We start from the raw sequence: 24610 nt of genomic DNA, 5'->3' as shown, positions 1-24610 counted from the left end.
TCCAGCCTAGGACGCGGCTGCGCCCTCGACGGGGACGAACTCCTCCGCGAGCCCGAAGGCCGAGGGGCCGAAGGCGGCCAGAGCCTCGGGCGTGCGCATCATCGCGGGCGTCGAGATGCCGAGCACCCGGACACGTTGTCCGTAGCGGAGCCCCTCCGTCGTGATCGGTTCGGCGGTCTCGTGGTCGACGACGCAGATGAGATCGGGAACGATCGCGACGAGCTCTCCGCCGCGCCGCGCTGTGAGGTTCTCGTTCTGGAAGGCGATCTCGAACGTGTCGCCCTCTGCGGCACCGAGCGGGGCGATGACCGCCCTGCCCTTGGCGAAGCCCTCGGTGGTCCGTCGCTCGACGTCCACGACCTTCCCGACGCAGAGCTCACGCAGACGCGGATAGAGGGTGGTCGAGAGCGTCGCGGCGATCGCCTCGAAGGGCGAGCGGTGCTGCTCCCGCGCAAGCCGGATCGCTCGGCCGAGCGCGAGTGCCATCGAGATCGTGCGGGGCACGGCCGTCCGTCGCACGTCGGCACCGCTCATGGCGTATTCGGCGATGTGGCCGACGCCGCCCAGGCGGATCGTGATCCCGCGCGCGAGCCACTCCATCTGGCGGTCGTCATCGCCGGTGTCGATCACCACACGTTCCCCCCGCTCCCCCGCGAGGGCGAGGGGGGAGCCGTGCACGCCGTAGACCGCGAAGGTCTCCATGGACAGCTCGGGGAACGCCCGCCCCATGCCGTCGGCGTCAACGACCGGCAGCCCGGTCTCCGCGGCGACGATGAGCGGGATCATCGAGTTGATCCCGCCGCATTCGATCGGCATCGTGGCGTCGGCTCGGCGACCGAGGTGCTCCTCGAGGGTGCGCAATGCCAGCGTGGGTTCCGTCCCGGCGGGGATCTTCTCGACCATCACGGTCGGCGCCCCCATCTGGGCGGTCGGGATGACGAAGAGGTCATCGGCGAGGTCGTCGGGGTCGAGGATCGTGATGCTCCCGTCGCCGAGCACCCGGTCCACGAGCATCTTCCCGATGTAGGGATCTCCGCCGCCACCGGTGCCCAGCAGCGTCGCCCCGCGGGCGAGGTCGGGAAGGTCCGCCGCCGTGAGCTCCCAGCTCATGCCACCACTCCTGCCGTCGCGCTCCCGGCCGAGACCGTGCCGTCGAACCGATGTGCCGGGATGTCGTAACCGAAGTAGCCGGGGCCGACCATGCCGAGAGCCGCAGCCGAGTGCCAGCGCTCGTCGGCCGGAGCAGCGATCACGCGGACACGCTGGCCGTAGCGCAGCCCCTCGGTCGTGACGGGTTCCCCGGACTCGGCGTCGAGCACCATGATGAGGTCGGGAGTGGTCGCCAGCACCCGGCCGTCCGCCTCCGCCACGAGGTGCTCGTTCTGGAACTGCAGGGTCAGCGATGCCCCGCCGTCTCCGTCGATCCGGGCGCGACCGCGCGCGAAACCCGTCGTCGTGGCGCGGTTCACGTCGGCCACCTTGCCGCCGAACAGCTCGCGGCCGCCCAGCAGCTCCACGACCGCGGCGACCGGATCGGTCTTCGCCCCGCGGGCCTCCACGATGCGCTGACCGATCTCGATGCACCGGGACAGCGATCCCGTCACGAGCGCCTCCCGCGCGGCGGTACCCGACATCGAGAAGCCGGAGATCATGACGGAGCAGCCCATCTCGACGCAGGCGACACGGGCGATGCGCTCGGTCCAGGAGTTGTCGGCCGTCTGCAGCACCCCCGTGTTCCCCTTCTCATCGCTGAACGCGAGCGGCGAGGCCGTCACGCCGTACAGGGTGGGGAGCACCATCTGCAGTTCGGGGAACGCGCGTCCCATGCCGTCCGCATCGACGAGCGGAAGACCGAGGGCCGCGGCCGCGGCGATCGGGATCGTCGAGTTCACGCCGCCGACCTCGGCACAGGCGATGTGCGTGACGGGACGGCCGAGGTGGACGCCGAGCGCCCTGACCGGCTCGACGACCTCCGCGAGACTCGGCAGCTTCTCGACCATGACGGTGGGTGCACCCATCATCGCGACGAACAGGACGAGGGCGTCGTCCGGCACCTCATCGAGCGCCACGACGGTGACGCCTCCCGAGGCGAGGGCCTGCCGGGCGAGGAGCGCGCCGATGTACGGGTCGCCACCGCCACCCGTACCGAGAACGGCCGCGCCGCGGGCAAGGCCGTCGATGTCGGCGGCGGTGATCATCGTGCTCATGTCAGGCCCCCATGTCGAGGTCGCCGACGGCCTTCACGCGGATGCGTGTCGCGTTGCCGGGTAGGTACGGGATCGGGACCTCGTCGAAGTCGATGATCGACACGGTCGAGGGCTTCGCCCCGGCCGCGATCGCCTTGTCGACCGCTTCCGCGCGGACCTCGGCGATCGTCTCGTCGCGACGGCCGGGCTCGATCGCGTAGACCTTGTCGATCTCGCCGCCGACCTGCGCGATCGAGGCGCCGATGGCGTTGGCGACCGCGTAGTTCTCCGGACGGTGCACGACGCCGAACAGCGGCAGCTCGTCGGGCAGCAGGATGGACCCGCCACCGACGGCCACGACCGCGATGGGCTCCGGCGACGTGCGCATGCGGTCGACCGCCTCCGCCACCCGCTCGGCGATGCGGGCGAGCACGCGCTCGACGAACACGGGGTCGAGGTGCGCGACCTTGGCGGGATCGCCGACCTCGGCCCGGCCGGCGGCGACCGCGATGTCGGTGGCCGTGAGGGTCGAGCCGCCGAAGACCAGAGCCTCCGTCGTCAGCCTGTAGCCGACCGAGGCCGGGCCCACCTCGGCCGTCTCCTCGTCCACGATGCTGCCGCCGCCGATCCCGAGGGACAGCACGTCCGGCATCCGGAAGTTCGTGCGGATGCCGGCGACCTTCACCTCGTTCGCCGTTTCCCGGGGGAAGCCGTTGATGAGCAGCCCGATGTCGGCCGTGGTGCCACCCACGTCGATGACGGCGCAGTCGACGAGACCGCTCGTGGCCGCGGCCCCGCGCATGGAGTTGGTGGGCCCGGAGGCGAACGTCGCCACCGGGTACCGGCGCACGTAGTCCTCGTCCATGAGCGTGCCGTCGTTCTGGCTGAGGAAGATCGGCGCTGCGATGCCCTGGGCGCGGACGGCCGAAGTGAGCCCGTCGACGATCTCGGACGCGAGCTCGCGGAGGGCGGCGTTGATGATGGTCGCGTTCTCGCGCTCCAGCAGTCCGATCCGGCCGATCTCATGCGAGAGCGAAATGGCAGCATCCGCCCCCAGCACCGAGGCGACGATCTCGGCCGCCTGCACCTCGAGGTCGTGGTTGACCGGGCTGAACACCGAGGAGATGGCGACGGAGCGGATGCCGTGCGCCTTCATGTCCTCGGCGTGCGCACGGATCTCGTCGGGGTCGAGCGGCGAGATCGGGCGGCCGTCGAACTCGTAGCCCCCGTGTGCCAGATAGCTGCGCGCCTGGGTGGCGGCGACGAGCACTTCGGGCCAATCGATCAGCGGGGGCAGCGCCCGCGTCGCGGGGAGGCCGAGCCGGAGGGCCGCGACCGGAGCGAGCCGGCTCGCCTGTACGAGCGCATTGATGAAATGCGTCGTGCCGATCATCACCGCGTCGATGTCGCCGCCCTCGAAGGAGTGCCCCGCTCGGAGGTCTTCGATGGCCTGGACGATCCCGCTCGTCACGTCCGGGGTCGTGGAGTGCTTGACCCCGGCCAGGGTGCGGGTGCCGTCCATGAGGACGGCGTCGGTGTTGGTGCCGCCGACGTCGATGCCGATGTGCATGATGCTCGCTTTCGTGGAGGGTGGTTCTGTTCCGGCGGGTCTGTTCAGACCGCGGCGGGGGCGCTGTCGGCGGGGCTGGCCTGGCGGGTGGTGGCGACGCCGACACCGCGCACCCAGCCGAGCTTGCCGGCGACGATGTAGAGCACCATCGACAGGAAGAGGCTGAGCAACGACGGGATGCCCCACGTCACGAAGTAGCCGACCAGGGAGGAGATCAGCCAGACGACGATCGTGGCCGGGACGATGCGCGGGGCGGTGGCGGGCAGGATTCCCGCCTCGCGGGTCGCGTCGAGCTCGGGGCGCCAGCGCCGCACGACGTAGTACTCCGCGACCATGATTCCTGCGATCGGCGGGAACGCGACGCTCAGCACGACGAGGAACTCGGTGAACTGCCCGAGGATCCCGACCGCCGCCAGCACCGAGCCGACCACCCCGAGAACGATCGTGGTGGTGACGCGGTGAAGGTTCTTGCCGAAGGCCGTGGAGATGAAGTTCACCAGGCCGAGCGTGGAGGAGTACAGGTTCCAGTCGTTGATCTTGAGCGTGCCGGTGAGGACGATGAACAGGCCGATGAACCCGACGGACGAGGTCACGATCGCGACGATGTCGCCGGTCGCCGCCGCGTGAGCGAGGAGCACACCGGCGAGGCCGATCACGAACTCGCCGAGGGAGACGCCGAGCACCGTCTGCTTGACGACGTCGGCGCGCGACCGGTTGAACCGGGTCATGTCGCCGGTGATGATCGCGCCGACGATGAGCCCGCCGGCCACGATCCCCGTGCCCGCCCAGACGCTCATGGTCGGGCCCGGTGCCGGGCCGATCAGCAGCTCGCCGATGTCGTGCCGGGTGAGTTCGGAGATGACGGACCACCCGACGAGGATCAGGAACAGCGGGACGGTGATGTTCGCGAGCCACTGCATGCCGACGAAACCGAAGGCGACGATCGCGGTGACGGCAAGGCCGAAGATGAGGCTCCAGGCCCACACCGGGAGCGCGCCCGGCATCAGGGCGTCCAGCGACTGCGCCGAGATCGCGGACTGGATGCCGAACCAACCGATGAGGCTGATACCGATCGCGAGGCCGACCAGCGAGGCGCCGATCTCGCCGAAGCCGGTCCAGCGGGCCAGGAGGGCGGTGTTCAGGCCCTCGCGCTGGCCGATGAAGCCGACCACGCACATGATCACCTCGAGGATGATCGAGCCGAAGAGGAAGGCGAGGACGGCCTCGCCGAAGGTCATGCTGTAACCGAGGGTCGCGCCGAGGAGGAACTGCGAGAGGGCCGAGACCTGTCCGAATCGCTGAACGGCGATTCCGAACCAGGGCTTGCGGGCCTCGGGCGTCACTCGGGAGAGCGCGAAGTCGTCTGCGTGCGCCGTGCGTGCCATGAGGATTCCTTCGGGAGGAGGAGGAACGGGTTGCGGCCACAGTAGCCACGGGTCCTCGTCATCCGGAATGTGCGTTACGCCTGAAAATCTCCCATCGCAGTGCATGATGCACAGGCTGCGGACGCCTCAGAGCAGACGGGCCCACACCCATCGGAGGTCGTCCAGCCCCGCGCCTGCCCCGTCGGACGGGCCGGGCCGCAGCATGAGCGCGCTTGCGATACGCGTGAGCACGTCTGCCGCGGCGTCCACCTGCGATGCCGGCCGCTCCCGATCGAGCGCGCGCAGCTTGAGCCGGATGATCTCCCGTACCTCCTGTGCCAGCGGCAGCAGCCGGGCCGCCTGCCGCTCCGCCAAGGCCGGGGAGGCGGAGAGCACGCGGAGCCTCGCCTCGAGGAGATCCTCCTGCCCGTCCGCCGCCGCCGGGAGTTCCACCAGGCCCAGCGCCCCGGTGAGGACACCCACGCCATCGTCGCTCAGGTACTCCCGCACCCGCTGCTCGTTCAGCCGCGGCTGCGCCGCCCCGAGCAGCGCATCCTCCTTGGTCGGGAAGTGATTGAAGAACGTGCGCTGCTTGACGCCCGCTGCGACACAGATCTCATCGACCGTCAGCGCGGCGACGCCCTTCTCCGTGGCGAGCCGCACCGCCGCCGCTTCGATAGCTCGGGCGGTCGCGCGCCCGCGGGCATTGCTGTTCGTGTTGGGCGACGCAGGCATGTTCTATTCGTATCGCAGCGCGTCGATCGGCGTCTTCAGCGACGCGCGTCGCGCCGGGAGGGTGCCGGCGACGAAGGCCAGGACGACGATGAGCGCCACCACTCCGAGCATGCCCTGGGGCTGGAAGAGCAGCAGGTCGAGGCCGGCGAGGCCGGACAGCGGCCCCTGCGCGAGGGCCGCGTTCAGCGGAAGCCCCACGAGTACCGCTACCGCGACACCAAGAACGCTTCCGAGCAGGCCGATGACCGCAGCCTCGATGCTGAACAGGGCGAACACTCGCGCGTCGCTCTCACCCATCGCCTTCATGAGCCCGATCTCTCGGGTCCGCTCCTGCACGCTCATCAGCAACGTGTTGACGATGCCGAACGCCGCAGCCAGGAGCGCGATCACCGCGAATGCAGTGAGGACGCCGATGATGCCGCCGATGACGGTCTGCACGAGCCCGAGCTGGTCCTGCACGGTCTGGGCGGTCATTCCCGCCGCGGAGACCTCCACCTTGATGCGGTCGACCGCATCCTGCCCGGCGCCGGGGTCGAAGGTGGCGACCGCCGCCTGATAGCGCTCGGGCGCCGTGGAGCCCGCGCGCTGCCGCGAGGCCACCTCGTCGACGAGCGCGGTGTTCGCGCCGGCACCCGCGTTCAGGAGGCTGGTGTTGGAGACGCCGACGATCGTCGCCTCGATCGTGTGGTCTCCACCCAACACATCGGTGAACCCGAGCTGGACAGTGCGACCCACCGCGTCCTGCGCGTCTTGGACGCCGAGAGCCTCCACGTAGTCGAGCGGTACGGTGATCTGATTCTCCGATGCCTCCGGGGCGAGCTGTGTTCCGGCCGCGAGGTCTGCGTGAGCGATCGACGAGGTCGGCGCGATCGCGAACTCGTAGCGGTCACCGCTCGGCCCCTCGATCCAGTCGATCGCGACGGCGGAGAGCGGTGTCACGGCCGAGAGCCCGTCGATCCGCTCCAGCGCGGAGACGTCGGCCGGCGTGAGCGCACCCCCTCCCGTGAGCGGGTTGGCCGTGCCGTTCGCGGCCGTTGAGGTCTCGGGATCGTAGAGCTGGAGCCCCGAGTCGGTCGTCGCAGCTGACGTGCCCGCGGAGATGAGCAGCACGTCGTCGGCTCCGAGCGCGGCGACCTGCTTCGCAACGTAGTCCGAGACGCCAGCGCCGAGTGCGGTCGTGAGGGAGAGCGTGAACGCACCGACGAAAAGCGCCAGCACCGTCAGGGTGGTGCGCAGCTTGCTGCGGAACGTCTGGGCGACGGCGGTGCGGATCAGATCGAGGGCGCTCATGCCGCCACCTCCGTCTCGTCCCAGACCCGGCCGTCCCGGACGACCACCCGGCGGTCACAGCGGGCAGCGAGATCCTCATCGTGCGTCACGATCACGAGCGTGATCCCGTGATCCCGCTGAAGGGCGAACAGCTCTTTCTCGACGATCGCGCCGGTGCTGCTATCGAGGTTGCCGGTGGGTTCGTCGGCGAAGATCACCTCAGGCTCGGCGACGAGCGCCCTGGCCAACACGACCCGCTGCTTCTGCCCTCCGGACAGGTCGTTCGCTCGGTTCCCGGCCTTGTCCTCCAGGCCGAACCGGCTCAGGGCGGTCAGTGCGCGTCGACGGCGTTCCGCCCTCGGAACGCCCGCGATCTTCAGCGGTAGCATCACGTTCTCCAGCACCGACGCATTGGGGATGACGAAGAACTGCTGGAAGACGAATCCGAAGCGCTGGTTGCGGATCCGGTTCACGGCACGCTTCGGAAGCTCGGACGCGACAGCCCCGTCGACCAGGATCTCGCCGTCGTCCGGCCGGTCGAGCAGCGCCAGCAGGTGCATGAGGGTGGACTTGCCCGACCCGCTCTTGCCGACGATCGCGAGGGATTCCCCCCGTACGACCTCCACGGACACGTCGTCGAGGGCACGGAACCGTCCGTCGCCCTTCCCGTACGACTTCGTCAGGTGGCGCGCTTCGAGGGTGAGGGGTGCTGGGTTCGCCGGACGGATCGTTTCCATGCATCCATGGTAACAATAAAAGGCAGTAACTGCCTAAAGTTGGTGCAGCACCACGATCAACGCAGGGCGTGCTCCTCGATGAAGGCGCGCAGGGCGCGCTCGTCGTCCGGCATCTCGGTCACGTGCTGCGGGGCGTCGAGCATGGCGCGGAGCTCGGGCGCGTACGCCAGCTCGACTCCGATGGCCTCGTGGATGGTCTCGGCGAACTTTTCGGGCTTGGCCGTCTCCAGCACCAGCATCGGCACACCGGGCTCCACATACTCCCGTGCGACCTTCACGCCGTCGGCGGTGTGCGGGTCGATCACCTCGCCCGAGGCCTCGTACACCGCCCGGATGGTCGCCAGCCGGTCCTCGTGGGTCGAGGTGCCACTCACGATTCCGAACTCCTCCTCGAAGCGTGCCTGCTCGGCCGAGAAGTCGAAGAAGCCCTGGGCCTCCAGATCGTCCCAGGCGCCGACGACCCGCGCCGGGTCGCGGTCCACGAGCTCGAAGATGAACCTCTCGAGGTTCGACGCCTTCGAGATGTCCATCGAGGGGCTCGACGTCGCGAGCGTCTGGGCGGCGCTGCGCGGGCGGTAGACGCCCGTGCGGAAGAACTCGTCGAGGACGTTGTTCTCGTTCGCGGCGAGCACGAGGCGCCGGATCGGCAGCCCCATCTGCTTCGCGAAGAACCCGGAGAGGATGTTGCCGAAGTTGCCCGAGGGCACGGTGAACGACACCTCGGCCCATCCCCCGGCGTCGGTCGCGCGCAGCCACGCCCAGAAGTAATAGACGGTCTGCGCCGTGATGCGCGCCAGGTTGATGGAGTTCACGGCCCCGAGGTGCTGAGCGCGCTTGAAGTCGAGATCGCCGGCGAGCTTCTTCACGAGATTCTGGCAGTCGTCGAAGACACCCTCGACCGCGATGTTGTGCACGTTCGCGTCGTCGAGCGAGAACATCTGCGCCCGCTGGAAGGCGCTCATCCGGCCTTGGGGCGACAGCATGAACACCGCGACGCGCTCCTTCCCGCGCAAGGCATGCTCCGCCGCCGAGCCCGTGTCGCCCGAGGTGGCACCGAGGATGTTGAGGACAGACCTCTGGCGCTCAAGCGTGTACTCCAGCACCTGCCCGAGGAACTGCATCGCCATGTCCTTGAAGGCGAGCGTCGGTCCTTCGGAGAGGCCGACCAGGGTGAGGTCGTCGTCCACGCGACGCAGGGGGACCACCCCGTCGGGGAAGTCGGCGTACGCCGCCGCCGTCATGCGCGCGAGGTCCTCCCGGGGGATGTCGGTCGCGAAGAGGCCGAGCACCTCGGTCGCGAGCTGGGGATACGTCAGCGCGCGCCAGCGTTCGAGCGTTTCGCCGTCGACCTCGGGCATGACATCGGGGACGGCCAGACCGCCGTCGGGCGCCAGGCCCTCCAGCAGCGTCTCGCTGAACGACTGCGGCTGCATGCCGCCGCGGGTGGAGATGAACGGCACGTGTGCTCCTCGGCTCGGGACTCGGCGCCTCCATTCTCGCAGGCCGTTCCGCATCGAGTTGACGGGATGACGGGCGCGTTCTCATCGTCGTGAGACGTGATGCCAGAGCGCTGCCCAATGTTCCGGTCGCAGATCGCGAGGGAGGCGCTGCCCGTCGGCCCCGACGTCCGCGACGGCACGTCGTGCGCGGGCGGTCGGGATACGGGCGGCGGACGCCACAACCGCTGCGAGAGAGGACCCCCGGCCTGTGAACACCGCTCGCACGAACGCCTCATATGGTTTCCGTTCGGATAGAGGGACCAGCGGTGAACCGCGCCGAGTGACCGACAGCAGTCCACCGTCCACGTTCGGCTGCGGTGAGAATCCCCACGCCGGTACGCGGCTCTCCAAGGAGAACGTGAACCACGGAGCCGACTGCGCCGTCATCATCGTGCCGCCGCCCACGCCGGCGCGCTTGCGCGCTACCTCCCACTGGGTGAGCAGCACGGCCTCGCGCCACCGCGCGTTCGACAACAGCCGCCGCAGAAGGGGCGTGGTCACGTGGAAGGGGATGTTTCCGACGACGACCTCCGCGTCGAGAGGATGACGCAGCGCGTCGGCGACCTCGACCTGCACATCCGGCAGTGTCCGGCGCAGCCGCTGCACGCGGTGCTCATCGATGTCGATGGCCGTGAGGGGACGATTCAGTCGGGCGAGGGAGCGCGTGAGCGCGCCGTCGCCGCATCCGAGTTCCAGGATGGGACCGGACGTCCGGGCGACGAGGGTCGTGATGCGAGTCAGTGTCGGACGGTGGGTGAGGAAGTTCTGGCCGAGTTCGTGACGGCCGCCGTGGATTGAACGAGGCATGAGTGCGCTCCAGAGGAAGTATCGGAGCACCTCGAAGAATGGGAGGACGCGGGAAGCGTCGTTGGATCGCCCGTCCCGAGGTGCGATGACATCTCGGTGGACGGCGCGCAGAGCCGTGCGGAACGCGAGCGCGCCGTCAGGAGCGGCGGTCGCGGAACACGAGGGTGCGCCCCATCACGGGCGCGGCGCATATTGTTCCCATGTCAGCCAGCATAACGGTCAGATCCAGCCGCGCTCCTCGGCGATGAGCACCGCCTGCTGACGGGTGCCCACCGCGAGCTTCCCCAGGATGACGGAGATGTGGTTGCGCACCGTACCCGGCGCCAGCGCGAGTGCCCGGGCGATCTGACCCGTCGTCTCGCCTCTCCGCCCGGCGCGGAGCACATCGAGTTCGCGATCGGTGAGTGGCGAGCGCTCGTCGCTCAGGGCATCGGCGGCGATCTCCGGATCGACGTAACGGGCCCCGGCCGACACCCGACGGATGATCGCGGCGAGCTCGTCCGCGCCGCGCGACTTCGGCAGGAACCCGGAGACACCGGAGGCGAGCGCGCGCCGGAGCACGCCGGGGCGGGCGTGCCGGGTGACCACGATGCACCGAGTGGCGATCGCCCTGGTGAGCCTCTCGGTGACCTGCACGCCGTCCAGCCCCGGCATCTCCAGGTCGAGCAGGCAGATGTCCGGCTCCAGCCGAAGAGCCGCGGCAACGGCTTCCTCGCCGTCGGCGCATTCGGCGACGACGTCGATGTCGGGCTCGAGGCGCAGCAGGGCGGCGAGGGCCGAGCGGATCATGCCCTCGTCGTCGGCGAGCAGCACGCGGATCATCGTGCGGCCTCCGCCCCGGCGGGCACCGTGACCGTGACGACGAACTCCTGGTCGTCCCGGCGCTGCTCGAAGGTACCGCCGGCCTCGCCGATCCGGCGACGGACACCCGCCAACCCGGAGCCGCCCGTGTCATCGCCTGTCGCGGGGCCCGCGTCGTTGGCGATCTCGTACCGCCACGCACCCGCTGTCCGGTCGAGGAGCAGACGGGCGTGACCGCCTCGTCCGTGCCGCAGCACGTTCGTCGTCGTCTCCCGGATCACCGGCCCGAGGTCGGACGCGGGTGCGGCGTCCGCGTCCGGATGGATCCGGGCGTCCACGGTGAGCCCCGCCGCGGCGAGCAGATCACGAGCGTTTGCCAACTCATCGCCGAGCGGCACGGAACGGAATCGCGTCGCGAGGTCCCTGGTGCCCTGTCGCGCCTCGTCCACGCTCACCCGTGCCGCGCGGAGCTGCTCCATCCCCGCGTCCTGATCGACCGGGAGCAGACGTTCCGCCAATTCGAGCTGCAGCGCGATCACCTGGAGATGATGCCCCTGGAGGTCGTGTACGTCCGTGGCCACGCGCAGGCGCTCCTGGGTCGCGGCCAGTCGCGCCTCCGACGCCCGCGCCCGGTCGAGTGTCACAAGCACGTCCCACCACCACAATGAGCTCACGGTCATCCCGGGGAGCATGGCGCCGTAGATCACCGGCACCCACCAGGGGACGCCGGCGGCGAAGGCCACGGCCGAGTCGACCAGGGCGAGAGCGACGAGAACGAAGGTGCCGACCACGACGACGCGCACCCGGATCCCGCGCGGCCAGCTCGACAGGACGAAGACCTGCACCATCGGCATCGCGGCGAGCTGCCAGGAGCCGACGAGAGCTCCCGCGGCGGCGCCGTATGCCACGGCGACCAGGGCCGGCGCGAGCAGCCGAGACCACGCGACCCCGGGCCCGACGTCGACGCGGTGACGGTAGTCGAGCAGGAGCGGAAAGGTGGACGCCGCCCAGACGATGCCGCCGATTCCCACGACGAGGAGGGTGCCGCCGGAGAGGTCGAGAGCCACCGCGATCCCGGTCCACGCGCCGACGAGCATCAGCTCGATGAAGAGGACGGCGGTGACCGTGTACCACCAGGTGGCCGTGATGCCGCGCGCGAGGTGGCGGGCACCGGGACCGGGATCGGACGGGATGGGGGTCGGGCTGTGCACGCCTCCACGATAGAGCCGTGACGAATGTCACGGGATCGGCGTGCGAACCGCCCGGATACCGGTGACGCGGTGGCACTGTCAGCGACGGGTGGACTCGACTGGACTGGGGTCATCGCGACGGAGAGTCCGTTCGCACCGACACCCGGAGATTCCCCCATGAACCTCATCGAGACCTTCCAGAACCTCGTCGCCCAGGTCCCCGACCTCGTGCAGCCGCTCATCGTCGCCCTCGCCGGAGCCGTCCCGTTCGTCGAGGGCGAGGGCGCCGCGAGCATCGGCATCCTCGGCGGCATCCCGCCGGTCGTCGCGGCGATCGCCGCGATGGTCGGTAACTTCCTGTGCGTCGCGATCCTGGTGCTCGCCAGTGCCGGCGCCCGCCGGGCCATCGTGGACCGCTCGCGGGCGAAGCAGCCGGTGACGGTGGGCGGGGGCACCAGCCTGGAAGCGGACGGAGTCCCGGCAGCAACCGGACGCGGGTCCGCCCGCCGCGAGAAGTTCCAGCGTGCGTTCGAGCGCTACGGCGTCCCCGGGGTGAGCCTGCTCGGACCGCTGCTGCTGCCGACGCACTTCACCGCCACCATGCTGGCGGCGTCCGGCATCGGCAAGGGGCGTATCCTCCTCTGGCAGGCCGTGGCGATCGTCGGCTGGACGACGGTCATCGCGGTCATCGTCGGCAGCGCCGTGTACGCCATCCGCTGAACGACGGCGATGGCGGATGCCCGCGTCAGGATGACCGCGCGATCACGCTGCTGTCGGCGCGAGCCGGGCAGCGGAACGCGCGCCTGACGCGCCCCGCCGCCCGGTCGGACATCACTCCTCGGCGCCCCGTCCGGCATCCGGATCAGACTGCATCGAGACACGGATCCGCGCGATGCGACGTCGGTCGACCTCAGCAACCTGGAGGGTCGCGCCCGGCACCTCGACCGTGTCACCGACGACCGCGAGGCGTCCGAGCTGCTCCGTCACGAATCCCGCGATGGTGTCGGAAGAACCGCGGGGCATCGCGAGCCCCGTCGCCTCCTCGAAGTCCTGCAGGTTGAGGCGCCCGTCCAAGCCGTCGTCGGCCGCGATGAAGACCTCGGCGTCGTACTCGTCGAAGATCTCGCCGACGACCTCCTCCACGAGGTCCTCCAGCGTGACGAGACCGTCGGTGCCGCCGTACTCGTCCACGACGACGGCGATGTGGTGTCCCTCCGCCCGCATGCGGGTCAGAGTGGGCAGCACGCGCGCGGTGGACGGGATGTAGGGGATGTCACGGACGATCCCCTGCAGCGATCGTTCCGGGTCATCGGCCGCCGCCTCGAAGAGGTCGCGCACGTGGACGAATCCGGTGATGTCGTCGATCGACGTCTGCGACACCGGGTACCGGGAGAAGGGCAGTTCGCGGACCTGCTCCATCGCTGTGCCCACGGTCGCCGCTTCGTCGAGGGCCACGACCTCGGGACGGGGCCGCATGACCTCGCTCACCTGGCGTCCACGCAGGGAGAGCACGTCATCGAGGATACGGCGCTCATCATCGGGGAGCCCCTGGTGGGTGGCCACGATGTCGCGCACTTCCTCGTCCGTGAGTTCGTCGCTCGTCTTGTGGGGGTCACCGCCGAGGACGCGGACCAGGGCGTTCGTCGAGACCGACAGCAGCCAGATCACCGGCCGCATGACGGTCGCGAAGCCGTTCAGGGCCGGTGCCACCGCGTACGCGAACTGCGCGTTGCGCTGGATCGCGAGCCGCTTCGGCACGAGCTCGCCGAGCACGAGCGACAGGTACGCGATGATGAGCGTCAAGACGACCGTGGCGAGGGTCATCGCAAGCGGAGGCGCGACGCCCCAGCCCTCCAGCAGCGGCACGACGGACGGCGCGATCGAGGTGGCCCCGTACGCGGCGGACGCGAAACCCGCCACGGTCACGCCGATCTGCACCGCCGAGAGGAAGGTGTTGGGGTTGCGGGCCAGGGCGGCGACCTTGGCCCCGCGTCGGCCGCGCGCGGCGATCGCGTTGAGCTGGCTCTCACGCAGCGTGACCAGCGCCATCTCCGTCGCGGCGAAGACACCGCCGATCAGCACGAAGAGCAGGACGAGGGCGATGTTCCAGAGCAGATCGCCCATCAGCGGGCGACCTCCTCGGTGGCGGGGTGAGCACCCGGGATGAACCGGGTGCTCGTACTGTCAGAGTCCGAAGAGTCAGAACAGCGCGACGCGCTCAAGAGTGCTCCTTGTCGATGGTGGGGGTGGAATCGGTCCGGGAAGAGACGGCGTTGCGGTGCCGGCGCGTCTTCATCAGGCTCGCCACGGTGGCGACGGCGATGGTCGCGGCGATGAAGAGCAGCGAGAACCAGATCGGGATCTCGGGCGCCCACAGCATCGGCTCGCCGCCGTTGATGAACGGCACCTCGTTGACGTGCAGGGCGTGCAGCACGAGCTTCACACCGATGAACGCGAGGATCACGGCGAGGCCCTGAGCCAGGTAGACGAGGCGCTCGAGCAGGCCGCCGATGAGGAAGTAGAGCTGGCGCAGACCCATCAGGGCGAACGCGTTCGCGGTGAAGACGATGTACGCCTGGTCGGTGAGACCGTAGATGGCGGGGATCGAGTCGACGGCGAAGACGAGGTCGATGAACCCGATCGCGATGATCGTCAGCAGCATCGGGGTGACGAAGCGCTTGCCGTTCGTGACGACGGTGAGCTTGTCGCCGTTGTACTCCTCGCTGACCGGGAGGTGCCGGCGCACGAACGTCATGAACCGACCGTTCGCCGGGTTGCTCTCGTGGTCGCTGAACGCCTGCCGGTAGGCGAGGAAGAGCAGCAGCGCGCCGAAGACGTAGAAGATCCAGGAGAAGTTCTCGATGAGGGTCGCGCCGACGGCGATGAAGATCCCGCGGAGGATCAGCGCGATCACGATGCCGATCATCAGCACCTTCTGCTGATACTTCTTCGGCACCGCGAAGCCGGTCATCACGATGAGGAAGACGAAGAGGTTGTCGATGGACAGGGCCTTCTCGGTGAGGTACCCGGCGAAGTACTCACCGCCGTAGGTCCAGCCGGACACCATGCCGATGCCCACGCCGAACAGCAGCGCGAGCCCGATGTAGAAGGCCGACCACCGCGCGGACTCGCCGATGCTCGGCTCGTGCGGCTTGCGGACGTGCGCGAAGAACTCGTAGACGAAGAACGCGACGGTGACCGCGATCGTGATGACCCAGATCAGAGGGGTGATTTCCAACGGGTACTCCAGACTCGGGCGTGGTTGAACAGCGCCAAAGTCTTCCCCATCCCGCCGAGCGGGACCGGTGAGCCGGGATGCAGAGGCATCCGTAATGACGACCCGACCGTATCGGAGTACTCCCCTTGGATAATCCAGGGTACGAGACGGCCCCTCCGGGATTCTGTGGATCTGCCGAGAACGACGCCCCCAGACTGGACGCGGCGACCGCCGGGGCGTGACGACCCCCGGCCTCCGGGCAGGCGGTCCCCGCGCGTCCGGCGTATCGACGAGAGGCCGGCTTCTCACCGGCGAAGGTGTGGTGGCACCGCGATCTGGCCCCCGCCCACACCTCCAGGGCTCCCACAACCTGGAGGAGAAATGAGATCACCCGACCCCGCCCGCACTCTCGCAGCGGAGCTCGTCCACGCCACCCCCGGCACCCCGGTCACACTGCTGGGTCACGTCCACCGGCGGAGGGAGCTGGCCGCCGTCGCGTTCCTGATCCTCCGCGACCGCTCGGGACTCGCGCAGGCCGTCGTCCGTCCCGCCCAGATTCCGGCCGACGGCCTCCCCTCGGAGGAGACGGTGGTGCGCGTGACGGGGACGGTCGCCGCGAACCCGCAGGCGCCCAGCGGCGTGGAGATCGTCGACCCGCGGATCGAGAGCCTGTCGGAACCGGCGTCCCCGCCGGTCGTGGAGCTCTGGCGTCCGGCGCTGGAGACGACCCTGCCCACTCTGCTCGACCACGCGGCGGTGACCTGGCGCCATCCCGCGCGCCGCGCGACGTGGCAGATCGCCGCGGCGAGTGTCCGCGCGTTCCGACGGGTGCTGGACACCGCGGACTTCACCGAGGTGCAGACCCCGAAGATCGTCGACACCGTGACCGAGTCGGGGGCGAACGTGTTCCCGGTCGACTACTTCGGCAGGACCGGATACCTCGCACAGAGCCCGCAGTTCTACAAGCAGCAGCTCGTAGGCGTGTTCGAGCGCGTCTACGAGGTGGGGCCCGTCTTCCGGGCCGAGCCGCACGACACCGTGCGGCACCTGTCGGAGTACGTGTCGCTGGACGTCGAGCTCGGGTTCATCCGCGACCACCGCGACGTCCTGCGCCTCCTCGGCGACGTGCTCCGCGGCATGCTCGACGGCATCCGCGCCGACGCGGGTGCCGAGCTCGCGCTGCTCGACGTCACGCTGCCGGTGATCCCGGAGGACATCCCGGTGGTGCACTTCCGCGACGCCCTCCGCCGGGTCGGCGCTCCGGGTGACGAGCCCGACCTGTCCCCCGCGCACGAGCGGGCGCTCGGGGCCTGGGCGAAGGAGGAGTTCGGCAGCGACGTCCTGGCCGTCGAGGGATACCCGATGCGCAAGCGCCCGTTTTACACGCATCCGCAGCCCGACGACTCGGAGTGGAGCAACAGCTTCGACCTCCTGTTCCGCGGACTGGAACTCGTGACCGGCGGACAGCGACTGCACCGCCACAGCGAGGTCGTCGCGGCGATCGAGTCGCGGGGCGAGTCTCCCGCGGCCTACGAGGGCTATCTGGAAGCGTTCGCACACGGGATGCCTCCGCACGGCGGCTTCGCGATCGGGCTGGAGCGCTGGGTCGGCCGGCTCATCGGGGCGGCCAACGTCCGTGAGGTGACGCTGTTCCCGAGGGACCTCCACCGCCTCACGCCGTAGGCTACAGACGCGACGAGGGCGACCGCGGTCCGCGGTCGCCCTCGTCGTCAGCGGCGGATCACTCCGCGATCTCCGCCAGTCCCGACTGCTCGGCCCTGTCGATGATCGCCGGCAGGACCTCATCGAAGAAGCCCACGAGGACCGCGCGCGTCTTGACGGCGTCACGCTCGGAGATCGCCCCTCGGATAGCCCCGACGAACTCCTCGACCGCGGCCCAGTCGACGGCGTCCTTCGCGTGCTGCGTGAACCGGCGGATCTGCGGCCCGAGTCGCTCGATGGAACCGGCGCGCGTGGCGTTGCCCTCGATCCGGGCGAAACCGGTCGCCGCACTGCGGAGAGCAGCTCCGAACCCGATGATGTCCCGCGCCTGCACCGCCGCCGCCATGTCGTCGGCAAGCTCCACGAGGTAGGAGACGTCGTCGTCCTGGATCACCGGCATGACGTGACGCACCGAGCCGATCCAGATGTCACCGAACAGGTCGACGGCGTTCCGCACGCGCTCGAGATCGATCGGCGCGACGCGTGTGTACCGGTTGCGCTGCATCTCGACGAGGCCGTTGTCCGCGAGGCGATCCAGAGCGTGCCGGATCGGGGTCTTCGAGGTGCCGAGGCGCTCGGCGAGCTCGTAGTCGCGCAGGCGCTCGCCCGGCTGGAGCTCGCCACTGATGATGGCGTCCTGCAGGCGCACGAAAGCCTCATCGCTCATCGACCGGCGTTCGAGGGGGCCGCCAGAGAGTGTCACACTGCCTCCAGTGGGGGTCTTGGAGAGTGAAGTTCTACGTCTCAAGCAATATATCTCAAACGCGGTGGCGACCCGTTCCTGACGTCAGGCGGAGGCCGCGACCCGGACGAGCATCTTTCCCGTGTTCGCTCCGCGCATCATGTCGAGGAACGCGTCGACCGTGTTGTCGATGCCGTCGACGATGGTCTCGTCGTAGGCGATGCGCCCCTCCGCGAACCACCGCGTCATCTTCTCGCTGAACTCCGGCGAGAGATGCAGGTAGTTCGCCAGGGTGAAGCCCTGGAGGCGGAGACCGCGCGTGATGATGTTCGCCATGTTGTCGGGGCCGGCCACGCGCTCGGTGGTGTTGTAGCTGGTGATGGCGCCGCACAACGCGATCCGGCCGCCGTCGTTCATCACGTCGAGGGCGGCCTCCAGGTGGTCGCCACCGACGTTGTCGAAGAACACGTCCACACCCTCGGGAGCCAGCGCGGCGAGCTGCTCACGCACCGGGGCGTCCTTGTAGTTGAACGCCGCGTCGTAGCCGTACTTCTCCGTCAGTAGCGCGACCTTCTCGGCCGATCCCGCCGAGCCGATGACGCGGCCAGCGCCGAGGAGCTTCGCGATCTGACCAACCGCCGTGCCGACCGCGCCGGCAGCGCCGGAGACGAAGACCGTGTCACCCGGGTTGAGGTCGGCGATCGCGGTGAGTCCGACGTACGCGGTGAGGCCGGTCATCCCGAGGATGTGCAGGCGCAGCGACAGCGGCACTCCCGGCACCTCGGCCACGGCGCGGAAGGTCGATGCCTCCGCCTGCACGACATCACTCCAGCCGTGTTGGTGCAGCACGACGGTGCCGACGGGCAGATCGTCCGCGGCGGACGCGACGACCCGGCCGATGGCCCCACCGGCGATGACCTCGCCGAGGGCGTAGGGGGCGACGTAGCTGCGGACGTCGTTCATCCGACCTCGCATGTAGGGGTCGACCGAGACGAACTCGTTGGCCACGCGCACCTCCCCCGGCGCCGGGTCGCTCAACTCGACCTCGACGGTACGGAAGTCCTCGTGCGTCGGCCACCCTTCGGGGCGACGCGCGAGCTGGATCTGGGTGCTGGTGGCGTGGGTCATTTCTCTCCTTCGTGAGGATCTGGGGGTGCTGCGGCCGGCCTCAGACGAGGAGGCCGATGGCGAGCGCGATGACGCCGAGCGCCGGGATGGCGCCCTGCTTCAGCGCGGCGGACGCCTTGTCGGGGCTCGACAGCAGGAGCACGAGGCTCGCCGCGACCATCGAGCCGGCGCCGGTGAAGATGAGGGTCGCGCCGACGGCCGTCGCTCCCGTGGCGAACAGGACGATGCCGAGGAGGACGGCGATCGCGAGGAACAGGTTGTAGAAGCCTTGATTGAAGGCGAGCTCCTTCTGTCGTGCCGCCTCCTCCGCCGTACCGGTGCCGAACGTGCGGCGGGCTCGCGCACTCGTCCACGCGAACGACTCGAGCCAGAAGATGTAGACGTGCACGAGCGCTGCGACGCCTGCGAGCACGAGCCCGGCGATGGTCATGACGGTCCCCCTTCGACGCGGCCGATCCGCGCATTCTGTATCGTTCGTTCCAATATATACTGGATCAAGCGATTCACAAAAGAGCAGGGAGACAGCGCATGGGGCGCCCGCAGACCTTCGACACCGCAGAGGCGGTCCGCGCGGCCCGCGGCGTGTTCTGGGAGCAGGGCTTCGAGAGTGCACCGCTCCCGGAGCTCGAGCGCGCGACCGGCCTCAGCCGCTCTAGCATCTATCACGCCTTCGGCTCCAAGCGCGGACTCTTCGACGCCGCCGTCGAGAGCTACCTGGAAGAGGTCATCCGCCCCCGGCTCGCTCCGTTGACGGGCGAGGTCGTGGCGCCGGACGCTCTGGAGACATACCTCGCCCGGCTCCGCGCGGCGCTCCTGACGACCGGCAGCCTCCCGGCGACGAGCGGCTGCCTGCTGGTCAACACCGCAGCCGCCCCCATCGGCACCGACGACGCGGTCGCCCGGGTCGTCTCGTCCTATCGTGCGGAGCTCCGGGAGGCCTTCGCCCACGGCGTCCGGGCCGCACTCCCCCAGCTCGCGGACACACAGGTCGAGACGCTTGCCGACGCCTGCACGGGGTTGGTGGTCTCCGCCTTCGCGCTCGTCCGCGTCGCCCCGGACGCTGCGGCGAGCGCGATCGACGCGGCGCTGGCGCTCCTCGCCGACCGGCGGGCTCGCGGCTGAAGTCCTGCACGACGAAGGCCCGGGAGGCGATGCCTCCCGGGCGTTCTCGGTCGACGTCAGGGGACGATGACGGCGCGCCCGCGGATGCTGTTCGACGCGAGATCTTCGTATGCCTTCGGGCCGTCGTCGAGGGTGTAGCTCTCGGTCTGGACGTGGATCTTCCCGGCGCGGGCGAGGTCCAGCACCTCGATCAGCTCGGCGCGTGAGCCCCAGTAGGGGATGCGCACCGCGGCGTCGTAGGCGATCGAACCGAAGCCGAGCGTCATGCTGCCGCCACCGATGCCCACGATCGTGATGTCGGCCTCGAGCGCGGCCACGCTCTGGGCCAGGGCGATCGTCGGGTTCGCGCCCACGAAGTCGAACACGGCGTTCGCACCGAGACCCCCGGTGAGCTCGCGGATCTTCTCGGCTGCCGATGCATCGCTGATCAGCACGTGATCGGCGCCCACCTCGGTGGCGAGCTTCAGCTTCTCGTCGTTCACGTCGAGGGCGATGACCGTGGCCCCCGAGATGGCCTTGAGGATCTGGATGCCGACGTGGCCGAGACCGCCGGTGCCGATCACGACGGCGACCGTGCCGGCGCCGAGCTTCGGAAGCGAGTTCTTGATCGCGTGGTACGGGGTGAGGCCCGCGTCGGTCAGCGAGACGTTCTGCACGGGGTCGAGGTCACCGAGCGGCACGAGATGGCGGGCGTCGTCGACGATCATGTATTCGGCCATCGAGCCCTGGCTGCCCAGCCCCGGAGGACGGATGCCCTCGGCAGCGGCGTTCGTGCAGTAGTTCTCCTTACCCATCGAGCAGTTGTGGCAGCGACCACAACCCCACGGACCATAGACCGCCACGGCATCCCCGACCTTGAGCGTCGAGTCGACGCCCTCGCCGATCTCGTGCACGATGCCGGCACCCTCGTGCCCGAGAGTCAACGGGAGCGGGTAGCCCTGCTCGTGATAGTCCTTCTCGGGCAGCCCCATGACGTAGTCGTCTGAGTGGCAGACACCGCCCGCGGTGATCTTGAGCAGAACCTGGCCCGGGCCGGGCTTCGGAATCGGGATGTCGACCACCACCGGGGGCTTACCGATCTCGACGTAGCGGAGAGCTTTCATGAGCATCTTCTTTCTGGCGTTCGAGAGGTCTGCCGCGCGGTGCGGAGGCCGGGGCTCTCGAAACCGTCTCCTCCAGTATCCGTCCGGTCTGCGGGGCCCGGTTCGCGCGACTGTCTTTCTCACGCCTCCAGCCGGCGGGAGGTCCTGGCACTTGTCGATACGCTCGTCCGGTGACAGAACGCCGAGACGACCCGCGCCTGACGTCGACGGCGGGCCGCTCGCTGATCCTGGCCCTGTACGCCTTCGCCGTGTTCGGCTGGGAGCTCATCGTGACGATGCTGCTCGATCCGCTGTGGGATTCGGCGGGTGCTGCGGCCGGCGCACTCCTGCACTGGGCGGTCACCGCGGCGGGGTGGTCGATCGGGGCGCTCCTCGTCTTCCGCGTGACACGCAAGGCGGACGGCGAACCCGGCACCCTGCTCACCCCTTCTCTTCGCGGTCATCCGGCGCTCCGCACTCTCGGCGTGCTCCTCGCGACGGCCGCCGCCATCGGCTTCCGTGTCGTGATCCTGCAGGAGTGGAAGCTCGTCGGCGAGTACGAGCGGCTGGCGTCGGCTCAGGGCGATGCCACCCCACTCGCTTTCGCCCTGCTGCTCGTCTACTACCTTTGCGAGGCCTGCGTCATCCTCCTTGTCATCGCGCTGGGGCAGCGCGCGGGAGAGACCGCCTTCGGACATCCGGCCATCCCCTGGGGCGGTCTCGTCCTCGCCCTCACCTGGGGCGCCGTCCACATCCTCCTTCAGGGCCCCGCGACCGGCCTCTACGCGATGGCAGCGGCCGTCCTGTACGGCTGCATCTACGCATGGTGCAACAGGCGGTCCGTGCCTTCGTATCTGCTGGTGACCGCGGCGTTCGTCCTCTGAACACGGCGGCCGCGCGGGCGCCCGCCACACTGACGGGCGCCATGAACATCTGTGACCAAACCGTTGCATTCGTTACCTGGCCGTTATACAGTGATCGCACGGTGAATGTTTGCTGTGGCATCCACCGCATGTGATTGCAGGACACTCTTGGTGCAAGGGACAAGGGCCGGTCGGGAGCCTCTCCGACCGGCCCTTTACTGTGCCCGGTACTCTGTGAGGATGACCGATCGGAAGCTCGCGCTGGAGGCCTGGGAAAGCCTGTTCCGCGCGCAGCACGAGCTGTTCACCGAGATGGCGGCGGACTTCGACCACGGCGACATCACGCAAGCGGAGTACGACGTGCTGCTCACCGTCACACGCGCGCCCGACATGACGGCGCGGCTGCGCGATATCACCGCCAACATGCTGATCAGCCAACCCAGCGTGTCCCGCCTCGTCGACCGGATGGTGACGCGAGGACTCGTCGCGAAGTGCCCCGACCCGGACGACGGCCGCGGTGCGCTCATCCGCGCGACCGAGGACGGCGCACGAGCCTTCCGCTCCCTCGCGACGGTGCACGGCCGGTCGATCGCCACACGGATGTCGCGCCTCGACGATGACGAGCTGCGCCTGCTGCGCGACCTCGCGGACAAGCTCCGCCTTCGCTGACTCGCTCCTTCCTCCACACGGATCGAGCGGCAGAAGTCGTCCCCTACTGCCGCGCGATCGCGTCCGGCCCGGTGGTGGGAGCCGCTTTTCTGGCAGGGTGGGTTGCGCACGCCCACATCGACCGTGGGCATATCGGACCGCCCCCTCGGGGGGAACCAGGGAGGTCATCCATGGAGATCGCCGGAATCGTCGGCATCCTCATCGTCATCGGGATCGCGGTCGTCGCCGCGATCGTCGTCCTTCTGATCCTGCTGCTGTTCGCACGCAGTTGGATCAAGGTGGCTCGAGCCGACGAAGCGCTCGTCATCTCCGGACGCAAGCAGAAGGTGCAACGCGCGGTGGTGTCGGCCGACGGCACCAGCCGCTCCGAGCTGTCGGAGTCGCCCGTCACCGTGATCGTGAACGGGAAGTCGCTGGTCAACCCGATCACGCAGCGTCACGAGATCATCTCCCTGCGGTCCCGCCAGGTGTCGCTCAACGCCGAAGCACAGTCCCTCGACAACGTGACGCTGAACGTCGACGGCGTCGCCATCGTGAAGATCGGCTCAGACCCCCTGCTGGTGCGCCGGGCCGCTGAGCGCTTCGCCTCTCAGGACAAGGCCATCGAGCAGTTCACGACCGAGCAGCTCGAGGGTGCGCTGCGCGGCATCGTCGCGACGCTGTCGGTCGTCGAGCTCATGCGGGAGCGCAAGAAGTTCTCTGACCAGATCGCCGCGGACGTCTCCCAGGAGCTCGCCGAGCAGGGTCTCATCCTCGACTCGTTCCAGATCAAGGGCATCACCGACAAGGTCGGCTACATCCAGTCCCTCGGAGCTCCGGAGATCCAGGCCAAGCGCCAGGCCGCGGAGATCTCGCAGACCAACGCCGACCGCGCGATCAACCAGAAGAACATCGCCAACCAGGAGGCGAACCTCGTCGAGCAGACCGCGCTCGACACCAACACCGCCAACGCCAACGCCGGCATCGGCCGCGCGCGTGCCGAGGCGGAGCAGGCCGAGCAGCTCGCTCGCGCCCAGGCAGAGCAGGCCGTGCTCCAGCAGCAGGCCGAGAACAAGCAGGCGCAGCTCGACGCCGACGTCAAGCGCGTCGCCGACGCGCAGCGGTACGAAGCAGAGACCCGCGCGCAGGCGGAGCTCTACACGCGTGAGCGGGCAGCCGAGGCGGCGGCGATCGAGCAGGTCAAGCAGGCCGAGGCGCGCACGCGTATCGCCGAGCAGCAGGCCCAGGCCGACAAGGCTCGCGCCGACGGTGAGGCCGCCGCCGCGATCGCCAAGGCCACCGGTGACGCCGACGCGCTGCGCGCCCAGGCGGAGGCCGAAGCCGAGGCTCGCCGCCTCCGGGCCAACGCCGAGGCTGAGGCCATCCGCGCCGAAGGTGAGGCCCGTGCTGCCGCCGTCGAGGCCGAGGCCAAGGCTATCGCCTCCAACCAGGATGCGTTCCTCTCGCAGCGCGTGCTGGAAGTGCTGCCATCGATCATGTCCGAGTTCGCGAAGGGCTACGCCGCCATCGGCAACGTGTCGATCGTCGGCGGCTCCGGCGAGGACGGCGCGTCCAACGTCGTCGGTGCCGACAGCGCGAAAGCCCTGCGTTCGGTCTTCGACAGCGTGCACTCCGCGACCGGTCTCGACCTCGCCGGCATCATCCAGGGTCAGGCCGTCGGCCGCGGCTTCGGGGCCGGAGTCGCCGAAGCGTCCCAGCCCACGCCGGCACCGCGCACGCCCGCACCGACCACCCCGCCGCCGCCCGCGCCGCCGGCTCCCGCCGGGGAGTAGCCGGCACACCACAACGGATGCCGCGACCGCTTCGGTCGCGGCATCCGCTGTTTCCCGTTCGGGCACCGTCCCCCTTCGGTTCACTACTCAGGAGATCGACGGGCTCAGCCAGCACGGAGGCGCCCCCTCCTCCGTATCGCGCCGCCTCTCCTGAGTTGTGAACGGCTCCGCGCGGCGAGCGACCGGGCAGACTGG

Annotated in this window: 23 protein-coding genes; 6 read left to right on the top strand and 17 right to left on the bottom strand. The window is 69.4% G+C overall.

The features are described 5' to 3' along the window. Positions 1–6: 6 nt before the first annotated feature. The 11 genes from FY549_RS07330 to FY549_RS07280 all read right to left on the bottom strand — a co-directional run bounded on the left by FY549_RS07330 (position 7) and on the right by FY549_RS07280 (position 12179). Positions 7–1110, bottom strand: coding sequence for a DUF917 domain-containing protein (locus tag FY549_RS07330; protein ID WP_149084458.1), 1104 nt, complete (start codon positions 1108–1110; stop codon positions 7–9). Beyond that, positions 1107–2207, bottom strand: coding sequence for a DUF917 domain-containing protein (locus FY549_RS07325; RefSeq protein WP_149084457.1), 1101 nt, complete (start codon positions 2205–2207; stop codon positions 1107–1109). The genes FY549_RS07330 and FY549_RS07325 overlap by 4 nt, the downstream gene beginning before the upstream one ends. Position 2208: 1 nt before the next feature. Next, positions 2209–3756 carry a hydantoinase/oxoprolinase N-terminal domain-containing protein gene (locus tag FY549_RS07320; protein ID WP_149084456.1) on the bottom strand — a complete coding sequence of 516 codons (1548 nt, stop codon included), beginning with the start codon at positions 3754–3756 and terminating at the stop codon, positions 2209–2211. Positions 3757–3800: 44 nt separating this feature from the next. Then, positions 3801–5141: a purine-cytosine permease family protein gene (locus tag FY549_RS07315; RefSeq protein WP_149084455.1), complete on the bottom strand. Its 1341-nt coding sequence runs from the start codon at positions 5139–5141 to the stop codon at positions 3801–3803. Positions 5142–5267: 126 nt separating this feature from the next. Next, positions 5268–5855, bottom strand: coding sequence for a TetR/AcrR family transcriptional regulator (locus FY549_RS07310; RefSeq protein WP_149084454.1), 588 nt, complete (start codon positions 5853–5855; stop codon positions 5268–5270). A gap of 3 nt (positions 5856–5858) precedes the next feature. Further along, positions 5859–7145: an ABC transporter permease gene (locus FY549_RS07305; protein WP_149084453.1), complete on the bottom strand. Its 1287-nt coding sequence runs from the start codon at positions 7143–7145 to the stop codon at positions 5859–5861. Then, positions 7142–7861, bottom strand: coding sequence for an ABC transporter ATP-binding protein (locus FY549_RS07300; protein ID WP_149084452.1), 720 nt, complete (start codon positions 7859–7861; stop codon positions 7142–7144). The genes FY549_RS07305 and FY549_RS07300 overlap by 4 nt, the downstream gene beginning before the upstream one ends. Positions 7862–7917: 56 nt before the next feature. Further along, positions 7918–9321 (bottom strand): threonine synthase, encoded by a 1404-nt coding sequence (gene thrC / locus FY549_RS07295; RefSeq protein WP_149084451.1) that lies wholly within the window; start codon positions 9319–9321, stop codon positions 7918–7920. Positions 9322–9402: 81 nt separating this feature from the next. After that, on the bottom strand, positions 9403–10167 hold the full coding sequence (erm, locus tag FY549_RS07290) for a 23S ribosomal RNA methyltransferase Erm (RefSeq protein ID WP_149084450.1): 765 nt from the start codon (positions 10165–10167) through the stop codon (positions 9403–9405). A gap of 219 nt (positions 10168–10386) precedes the next feature. Beyond that, the gene (locus FY549_RS07285) at positions 10387–10989 is read right to left on the bottom strand and encodes a response regulator transcription factor (RefSeq protein ID WP_149084449.1); all 603 of its coding nucleotides are present in this window, start codon (positions 10987–10989) and stop codon (positions 10387–10389) included. Continuing rightward, positions 10986–12179 (bottom strand): sensor histidine kinase, encoded by a 1194-nt coding sequence (locus tag FY549_RS07280; RefSeq protein WP_200838900.1) that lies wholly within the window; start codon positions 12177–12179, stop codon positions 10986–10988. The genes FY549_RS07285 and FY549_RS07280 overlap by 4 nt, the downstream gene beginning before the upstream one ends. Positions 12180–12335: 156 nt before the next feature. Between FY549_RS07280 and FY549_RS07275 the strand changes: the two genes are divergently transcribed. Next, entirely contained in the window at positions 12336–12878 is a 543-nt protein-coding gene (locus FY549_RS07275; RefSeq protein WP_149084448.1) for a small multidrug efflux protein, read from the top strand. A 111-nt stretch (positions 12879–12989) separates the two neighbouring features. Here FY549_RS07275 and FY549_RS07270 read toward each other — a convergent pair whose 3' ends face one another. Together FY549_RS07270 and FY549_RS07265 are read right to left on the bottom strand one after the other, a co-directional pair. After that, on the bottom strand, positions 12990–14282 hold the full coding sequence (locus tag FY549_RS07270; protein ID WP_149084447.1) for a hemolysin family protein: 1293 nt from the start codon (positions 14280–14282) through the stop codon (positions 12990–12992). A 94-nt stretch (positions 14283–14376) separates the two neighbouring features. Continuing rightward, on the bottom strand, positions 14377–15396 hold the full coding sequence (locus FY549_RS07265; RefSeq protein ID WP_149084446.1) for a TerC family protein: 1020 nt from the start codon (positions 15394–15396) through the stop codon (positions 14377–14379). Positions 15397–15756: 360 nt separating this feature from the next. Here FY549_RS07265 and aspS point away from each other — a divergent pair, with 360 nt between their 5' ends. Further along, on the top strand, positions 15757–17058 hold the full coding sequence (aspS, locus tag FY549_RS07260; protein ID WP_149084445.1) for an aspartate--tRNA(Asn) ligase: 1302 nt from the start codon (positions 15757–15759) through the stop codon (positions 17056–17058). A 58-nt stretch (positions 17059–17116) separates the two neighbouring features. Here aspS and FY549_RS07255 read toward each other — a convergent pair whose 3' ends face one another. From FY549_RS07255 to FY549_RS07245, 3 genes are all read right to left on the bottom strand, one after another. Next, entirely contained in the window at positions 17117–17764 is a 648-nt protein-coding gene (locus FY549_RS07255; RefSeq protein WP_149084444.1) for a GntR family transcriptional regulator, read from the bottom strand. 120 nt (positions 17765–17884) lie between these two features. Further along, entirely contained in the window at positions 17885–18907 is a 1023-nt protein-coding gene (locus FY549_RS07250) for an NADP-dependent oxidoreductase (RefSeq protein ID WP_149084443.1), read from the bottom strand. A gap of 40 nt (positions 18908–18947) precedes the next feature. Further along, positions 18948–19337 (bottom strand): DUF1304 domain-containing protein, encoded by a 390-nt coding sequence (locus FY549_RS07245; protein WP_149084442.1) that lies wholly within the window; start codon positions 19335–19337, stop codon positions 18948–18950. 98 nt (positions 19338–19435) lie between these two features. Here FY549_RS07245 and FY549_RS07240 point away from each other — a divergent pair, with 98 nt between their 5' ends. Beyond that, on the top strand, positions 19436–20029 hold the full coding sequence (locus FY549_RS07240) for a TetR/AcrR family transcriptional regulator (protein WP_149084441.1): 594 nt from the start codon (positions 19436–19438) through the stop codon (positions 20027–20029). A 56-nt stretch (positions 20030–20085) separates the two neighbouring features. Here FY549_RS07240 and FY549_RS07235 read toward each other — a convergent pair whose 3' ends face one another. Then, complete coding sequence (locus FY549_RS07235; RefSeq protein ID WP_071328057.1) at positions 20086–21132, bottom strand: NAD(P)-dependent alcohol dehydrogenase; 1047 nt, start codon at positions 21130–21132, stop codon at positions 20086–20088. Positions 21133–21302: 170 nt separating this feature from the next. Here FY549_RS07235 and FY549_RS07230 point away from each other — a divergent pair, with 170 nt between their 5' ends. The 3 genes from FY549_RS07230 (at position 21303) to FY549_RS07220 (ending at position 24415) form a co-directional block, all read left to right on the top strand. After that, positions 21303–21995, top strand: a complete 693-nt coding sequence (locus FY549_RS07230; protein WP_149084440.1) for a hypothetical protein — start codon at positions 21303–21305, stop codon at positions 21993–21995. A gap of 219 nt (positions 21996–22214) precedes the next feature. Next, the gene (locus FY549_RS07225) at positions 22215–22643 is read left to right on the top strand and encodes a MarR family winged helix-turn-helix transcriptional regulator (RefSeq protein ID WP_149084439.1); all 429 of its coding nucleotides are present in this window, start codon (positions 22215–22217) and stop codon (positions 22641–22643) included. Positions 22644–22813: 170 nt separating this feature from the next. Continuing rightward, entirely contained in the window at positions 22814–24415 is a 1602-nt protein-coding gene (locus FY549_RS07220) for a flotillin domain-containing protein (RefSeq protein WP_149084438.1), read from the top strand. Positions 24416–24610 lie beyond the last annotated feature (195 nt).

Source organism: Microbacterium sp. 1S1 (assembly GCF_008271365.1).
In the GTDB taxonomy this organism is placed as follows: domain Bacteria; phylum Actinomycetota; class Actinomycetes; order Actinomycetales; family Microbacteriaceae; genus Microbacterium.
Note: the sequence above shows the minus strand (reverse complement) of the source record. Positions and strands in the feature narration are given on the sequence as shown.